This is a genomic window from Janthinobacterium psychrotolerans (assembly GCF_001677885.1).
GTDB lineage: Bacteria > Pseudomonadota > Gammaproteobacteria > Burkholderiales > Burkholderiaceae_D > Janthinobacterium > Janthinobacterium psychrotolerans.
On record NZ_LOCQ01000020.1, the window covers coordinates 1 to 6,449 of the forward strand.

A 6,449-nucleotide genomic window follows, 5' to 3' on the forward strand; every position below is an offset into this window, starting at 1 on the left:
CACCCGTTCGCCACTCGCCACCAGAGCAAGCTCCGTGCTGCCGTTCGACTTGCATGTGTAAGGCATGCCGCCAGCGTTCAATCTGAGCCAGGATCAAACTCTTCAGTTTAATCTCTGTTACTTTGCCCTGTTACAGGCACCGTCATTGCTGACGGGTCGCTCACTCAAAAAACTGACAGGCTACTTCCGAAGAAGTATCCTATTTCATTATTTCTTGTGAACATTTGATATTTTAAGTTTTACGTCGATCCGAAGATCGACGCTGCACTTCATCAAATGCCCACACTTATCGACTGTTAATTGTTAAAGAACGGTATTCGGTACTGCTGCATTTCTGCGATTCGCGCTATCGACAAAGCGTTGTGTTTGTCAGCTGCGAAGAAGGAAGAGTATGAAGCTTATTCAGCATTTCGTCAACCTTCTTTTTCTCTCGCCTCACACTGCATTTGCATGTTGTGTTCAGCGAGGGGGCGAATTATAGCCCTGCCCCACGCCAGCGGCAAGCTTTATTTCAGCAATGCCGCCACCGCCATGCCCATCTCCGTCGTACTGGCGCTGCCACCCATGTCCGGCGTGCGGGGACCATGTTCAAGCACCTGTTCGATGGCACGCAGCACCGCATCATGGGCGGCCGTGTAATTGGCGTCACCATTACCCAAAAAATCCAGCATCATGGCGCCGGACCAGATCATGCCGATCGGGTTGGCGATATTCTGGCCATAGATATCGGGGGCGGAACCGTGCACGGGTTCGAACACGGAAGGGAAAGTACGCTCGGGATTGATATTGGCCGACGGTGCAATGGCGATGGTGCCGGTGCACGCGGGACCGAGGTCGGACAAGATATCGCCAAACAGGTTAGACGCCACCACCACGTCAAAACGCTCGGGACTCAATACAAAGCGCGCCGCCAGGATGTCGATATGGTATTTGTCCCAGCGCACCTCGGGAAATTGCGGCGCCATGGTTTCCACCCGCTCATCCCAGTACGGCATGCTGATGGCAATGCCGTTCGATTTGGTGGCCGACGTCAGGTGTTTCTTGGGGCGGCTTTGCGCCAGCTCGAAGGCATATTTCAGGATGCGGTCGACGCCCTTGCGCGTGAATACCGATTCCTGCAGCACGGTCTCGCGCTCGGTCCCTTCGAACATGCGCCCGCCCACCGATGAATACTCGCCTTCCGTATTTTCACGCACCACATAAAAGTCGATATCGCCCGGCTTCTTGTTCGCCAGCGGACAGGGCACGCCCGGCATCAGCCGTACGGGGCGCAAGTTCACGTATTCGTCGAACTCGCGGCGAAATTTCAATAGCGATCCCCACAGCGAAATATGGTCCGGCACTTTATCGGGCCAGCCAACGGCGCCAAAATAGATGGCGTCGAAATCCTTCAACTGCGCGTACCAGTCCGACGGCATCATCTGGCCGTGTTCCAGGTAGTAGTCGCAATTGGCCCATTCCATGGTGGTGAACTGCAAATCGATATTAAAGCGGCGCGCCGCCGCCTGCATCACCCGCAAGCCCTCGGGCATGACTTCGTTACCGATGCCGTCGCCGGCGATGACTGCGATTCTATGAGTGGCCATGATCTCTTCCTGTGTGGGATACGGTGCGATGATGATACTAGCGCCACAACAGAATACAATCAGCACATTCACAACCCAAGTAGCCATGTAACGTGGACAATCGATGAAAAACACACCGTTGCTGGAAGACTTGCGCCTGTTTTGCCTGGTCGCGCAGAAAGCCAGCTTTGCCGCCACCGCACTGGAACTCGGTATATCGAAGGCGGTCGTCAGCAAGCGCATCGGCCTGCTGGAAATGGCCTTGCAGGCAAAATTGCTGCACCGGACCACGCGCCGGGTCAGCGTCACCGACCATGGCGAAATCGTGCGGCAGTGGGCACAACGCATACTCGACGATGTAGAGCAGATGAGCGAGGCGGTGGCGCAGTCGAAATTGCAGCCGCAAGGCATGTTGCGGATCTGCTCGAGTTCGGGCTTTGGCCGCAACCGACTGGGCCCGGCCCTGTCGCAACTGGCGCGCCAGTATCCGGAACTGAAGGTGGAGCTGGAGTTGCTCGACCGCCCTGTCGATTTATTGGGCGAAGGTTTTGATCTCGATATCCGCGTGGGCGTGGTGCATGAACCGAACCTGATCGCCCACCGCATTGCCAGCAATATTCGTGTGCTGTGCGCGGCGCCTGCCTACCTGGCGCAGCACGGCGTGCCAGCCACCCTGGACGAGCTGCGTCAACATCAATGCATCGTGATTCGCGAACGCGACCAGGATGGACGGCGCTGGAAACTGCTCGGTCCGCAAGGCATGGAAACCATCAAGGTCGATGGGCAGCTGTCCGCCAATAATGGCGAGCTGGTCCATCAATGGGCGCTCGACGGTCACGGCATCATCTTGCGCTCGGCCTGGGATGTCGAGCACAGCCTGGTGCAAGGCCGCTTGATACGGGTGCTGCCCGATTACCGCCAGGAAGCCGATGTGTGGGCGGTGACCACCTCACGGCTGTCGAACTCGGCCAAGGTCAGGGTCTGCGTGCAATTCCTGCAGCAATCGCTGCAGGCAAAAACCTGAGTCTCACACCAGGCGCGGCACATCCGGGTATAGCCTGGCCAGCGTGTCGCCGGCAATTGCCGTGATGGTTGGCACCAGGCGCAGGGCCGCTTGTTCGGGCGACTTTTCACGGCGCAGCTCTTTCCACGCTTCCAGCAAGGCAGGCTCATGGCGCGCCACCGCCTGCTCGACTTCGTCCTGCCAGAAGGCCGGCGCTTCGCTTTCGACAAAGTTGCCGCGGCCACGGCCAAAATGCGCCACTGCAAGGTAACGCAAGATGCCGGCCACCACCAGGGTGCGCAAGAAGGCGTCGGTAAATTGCATGGTCGGATGGTTGCGGTCGGTGCCGGAATTGAAACCCCAGGCGGCGCCGGCAAATGTCAGTGCGCCCACCACGCCACCGAGCAGGGCGCCCGCACCCATGCTCAGGCCGCCAGAAAGCAGGTCGGCCGACAAGCCCGTCGCCGCGCCGGACACCATCGCGCCCAGCAAACCGGCCTGCGCCTTGTCGATCGGTGCGCGCACGGCGAAGTTGTCGCGCACGCGGGTATTGATCTTGTGCGCATCGGTCGGGTCGAGCTTGTGCAGGATCAGCAGTTCGCGCGTGGTCTCGCCGCTATGGATGTTGAGCCGCGCCACCAGCGCCGCCATCGCGCGCTCCTGGCGTTGCTGTTCTTCATTCTTGCCGATGCCCACGACCTGCAAGGCCGATCTGAATAAACCTTTGGACGCCGTATCGAGCGCCTCGCTGTCCTGCGCCGCCACCGCCAACTGCGACGACAGCAGCTGCATCGCCTGCTGGAACCGGGCGGTATTGTGTGCCTGCCAGGTGGCAAACAGCCGCGCATAGCCGGCTTGCTGCGCAGCAGGCAGCAGCTTGCCAACCGCTTCATAAAAGACGCGCTCATGCACCCAGCAGCGGGCGAAGGCATCGAGCGCCAGGACCTCGCGCACAATCGGGTATTGCTGCAGATGCTCACGCCAGCGTGTCTGTTCAGTCTGCTCGGCATTGCCGGCGCGCGGCGGCCCCATCTGGTTCAGCAGCACCACCACGGGTTTGCCCAGCCATTCGAGGATTTTCATTTCCGCCGGCAGATAACCAGCGTCTTTCGGATGCTCGGACGAATTGACCAGGTACAACACCACGTCGGCCGCATCCCGCGCCGTGCGCAGTGCCTGCTGGCTGAGCCAGAACGGACGGTCGCGGTAGCGATCGATCACTTCGCGCAGGAACCAGCCGATGGGGTTGCCGGCCTGGCCCAGTCGTTTCAAGAGCCGTACCGAGTCGCCAAAGCCGGGCGTATCCCATAGTTGCAAGGCGTCACCCTCCGGCGTGGCCAGCAAGGTATGCGATTCGGCAAACACGGTCACGTGCGCCGCATCGCGCACTTCGCCGATATCGACACCCACCAGGGTGCGCGCCAGGGTCGTCTTGCCGTTATTCGTATGCGAAATCAGGGCAAACTGGATTTGCACCGCATCGCCCTGCATCGGCTTGATCTGCTTTTCCACATTCACACTCATGCTGTTGCCGATAGTTTCAGCCCCACTCCCGCATCAAGGGGGTGCAGGGCGGGATTGAGCAAATTGACCACCGTGGCCGTGGTCTGATGGAACTGGCAGAACTGCTGCCACAAGGCCACACGTTCCGCGCGGCGGGTATCGTTCTGCGGCACCACACCCGCATGCTCCAGGTAAGAGGACTCATCGATCAGCACGGCAACACCGCGCGTCGACGATTGCGCCAGGTAAGTCAAGAAGGCGCCGTGATTTTCTTTCTCGGGCGTCGCCGTCAGATTGAACAGTGCCGCCGTGATATTGACTTGTGCATCGTTCAGGTCGGTGTCGCGCAGCACGTCTTTTGGTTCTTCGCCATATGAGGTCGACGGACGCAGCATCACGCGGCCCTGTTCGCCAAACAGCATGGCGGCGATCTGCCCCAGGCCCTTGTGGCGCGCCTCATCGACAGTAAAGCTGTAAGGCAATACGCGCAGCAGGCCGCCGGTCGACACGCCGATGCTGTCATTGAGTTTGCGGAAGTATGGCTGATCGAGGTCCAGCGGAAAGTTCTTCGCCAGATGCACGGCGCGCAGATTGCTGATCACCGCAAGGATGGCACGTGGCAAGACCACCAGCAGGAAGATTGTCGCCGCATACAGATGTACCCAGCGCGCGCCGCCTTCGGCCGCCGTGGTTTGCGGGAAACGCAGCGCTTCGATCTCGGCCAGCGAAAAGCCTTGCAGCGGGAAGACGGCGATGGCCGGCGCAAATAAAGTCGACAGCAGGCTGTGGACCTGGCCGGCGTTCAGGAAAGTGCTTTCCCAGCCGGCCGCATATTGCGACAGAAAGCCGCGTGCGTACAGCGAAGCAACAGCGCCGATGGCAAACAGCGCCGCGCTCAGGTGGATGGTGCGGCCCAGGCGGGCGGAGGTCAGCTTGCGGCTCAGATGGCCCCATTCCACTGAAAAATTGAGCAAGCCGGTCGCCAGCACATGCGGCAGTTTGCGCGGCATCGACAGTTTGCCCACGCTCAGATGGCGCACCAGGCTGGCCTTGGGCCAGCCCAGCGGATGGGATGGAATGAACAGCCAGATAATCAGACCGATATAGACCAGCAAATTCCAGGCGATGATCAGCAGCAGCGGCGCGGACAATAAATCCACGCGGTGCGGATCGGTAATCCGATCGAGGCCTGCGCCCAGCAGCAAGGCCAGGATCGGCAGGGTCAGCGACAAGGTCTTCATGCCATTGCGGCGCTTGGCGAATGCGGCAAACGCCGGTGTGCGCTCGGTCAGGCGTTTCAGTATCTGCTCGGAACGCTGCTGCAGGAAATCATCGCCCGTCACACCAGCCTGCTTGCCCGATGCTTGCCACTGGGCCAGCTCGCGCGCGCTGCGGCTCGCATACATGCGGTCATCTTCGCTGAGGATTTCCTTTTGCTGATCCGCCGTTTCAATAGCGCGTACCAGCACTACATCTCTCGCAATTAACTCGTTCATGTTGCTCCTGTTTTGTAGAAAACGACAACTCGACAGGATGGATTGTGACGCACTTTTGCCTTTCAGGCCAACGCGTCCTCCGGTTTGAACACGCGATACAGCAGATAGACGAGATAGGAAGCGATCCAGGCCGACCATAGAACAGGGGTAAATGACGGGTTGGCCAGTCCCTGCTGCCAGGCACCCATGCCCAGGCCGCACAACAAAACGATCCCAAACACCAGGCCAGCAAGGCGCCGGGCAGGCAGCCAGAACAGGCATGCGGCCAGCAGCCACCAGGGGAAATCATCACCAGCTTGTACATCATTCAAGAAAAATACGATCCAGGTCAGCAGCGGCACAAACAGTGCCGAGCATGCCAGCACATGCAAGGCGATGCGGCGTGACGCGCTCAATCCCAGCGGCCGCAGCACATCCCAGGCGGCGGAGAGAATGACGACCGCAGCGAGCAGCAGGTTGATGAACAACATCGCGGGATCAGCGAGGGCGGTAGTGGAAGGCCGGGACAGCATGCCGTCATGGGCAAGCCAGACGATCAGCACGCCCGAGATCATCAGGACGGTATCGGGACCGGCAGGTGTTTTAAGGAGTTTCAGCTTGGCCAGCATGGCAGATAGGCTCCGGATCGGATGGAATAAGATCGGCTGCGATGCAGCCACGAAGCCATCGTACAGAGCGAAGATGAAGAAAACATGACGGAGCGAATACCGCTTTTCGCCAGACGAAAAAAAACCCCATCAATTTCTTGACGGGGCTTTCTTCTACTGCGAATAACAAGCCTGACGATAACCTACTTTCACACTGGTTGCAGCACTATCATCGGCGCAAAGTTGTTTCACGGTCCTGTTCGGGATGGGAAGGGGTGGGACCAACTTGCTATGG

Annotated in this window: 5 protein-coding genes and 2 rRNA genes; 1 reads left to right on the forward strand and 6 read right to left on the reverse strand. The window is 59.4% G+C overall.

Features of this window, described 5'->3' with window-relative positions:
* A 16S ribosomal RNA gene (locus ASR47_RS00205) occupies positions 1-109 on the reverse strand; the annotation flags it as partial.
* A 397-nt stretch (positions 110-506) separates the two neighbouring features.
* Positions 507-1,586 carry a tartrate dehydrogenase gene (locus ASR47_RS00210; RefSeq protein WP_065305771.1) on the reverse strand — a complete coding sequence of 360 codons (1,080 nt, stop codon included), beginning with the start codon at positions 1,584-1,586 and terminating at the stop codon, positions 507-509.
* 103 nt (positions 1,587-1,689) lie between these two features.
* On the opposite strand from ASR47_RS00210, the gene ASR47_RS00215 reads away from it, so the two are divergent.
* Positions 1,690-2,589: a LysR family transcriptional regulator gene (locus ASR47_RS00215; protein ID WP_065305772.1), complete on the forward strand. Its 900-nt coding sequence runs from the start codon at positions 1,690-1,692 to the stop codon at positions 2,587-2,589.
* 3 nt (positions 2,590-2,592) lie between these two features.
* Here ASR47_RS00215 and ASR47_RS00220 read toward each other — a convergent pair whose 3' ends face one another.
* The 4 genes from ASR47_RS00220 to rrf form a co-directional block, all read right to left on the reverse strand.
* Positions 2,593-4,092: a DUF3482 domain-containing protein gene (locus tag ASR47_RS00220; protein ID WP_065305773.1), complete on the reverse strand. Its 1,500-nt coding sequence runs from the start codon at positions 4,090-4,092 to the stop codon at positions 2,593-2,595.
* Positions 4,089-5,567: a DUF2868 domain-containing protein gene (locus tag ASR47_RS00225; protein WP_065305774.1), complete on the reverse strand. Its 1,479-nt coding sequence runs from the start codon at positions 5,565-5,567 to the stop codon at positions 4,089-4,091. Before ASR47_RS00225 ends, ASR47_RS00220 begins: the two co-directional genes overlap by 4 nt.
* Positions 5,568-5,629: 62 nt before the next feature.
* The gene (locus ASR47_RS00230; protein WP_065305775.1) at positions 5,630-6,175 is read right to left on the reverse strand and encodes a hypothetical protein; all 546 of its coding nucleotides are present in this window, start codon (positions 6,173-6,175) and stop codon (positions 5,630-5,632) included.
* A 169-nt stretch (positions 6,176-6,344) separates the two neighbouring features.
* Positions 6,345-6,449 (reverse strand): 5S ribosomal RNA (rrf, locus tag ASR47_RS00235); the annotation flags it as partial.

What these genes read in the sequence shown, in the direction of transcription:
- ASR47_RS00210 (WP_065305771.1), bottom strand. Translation starts at nt 1,586, where the DNA reads ATGGCCACTCATAGAATCGCAGTCATCGCCGGCGACGGCATCGGTAAC.
- ASR47_RS00215 (WP_065305772.1), top strand. Translation starts at nt 1,690, where the DNA reads ATGAAAAACACACCGTTGCTGGAAGACTTGCGCCTGTTTTGCCTGGTC.
- ASR47_RS00220 (WP_065305773.1), bottom strand. Translation starts at nt 4,092, where the DNA reads ATGAGTGTGAATGTGGAAAAGCAGATCAAGCCGATGCAGGGCGATGCG.
- ASR47_RS00225 (WP_065305774.1), bottom strand. Translation starts at nt 5,567, where the DNA reads ATGAACGAGTTAATTGCGAGAGATGTAGTGCTGGTACGCGCTATTGAA.
- ASR47_RS00230 (WP_065305775.1), bottom strand. Translation starts at nt 6,175, where the DNA reads ATGCTGGCCAAGCTGAAACTCCTTAAAACACCTGCCGGTCCCGATACC.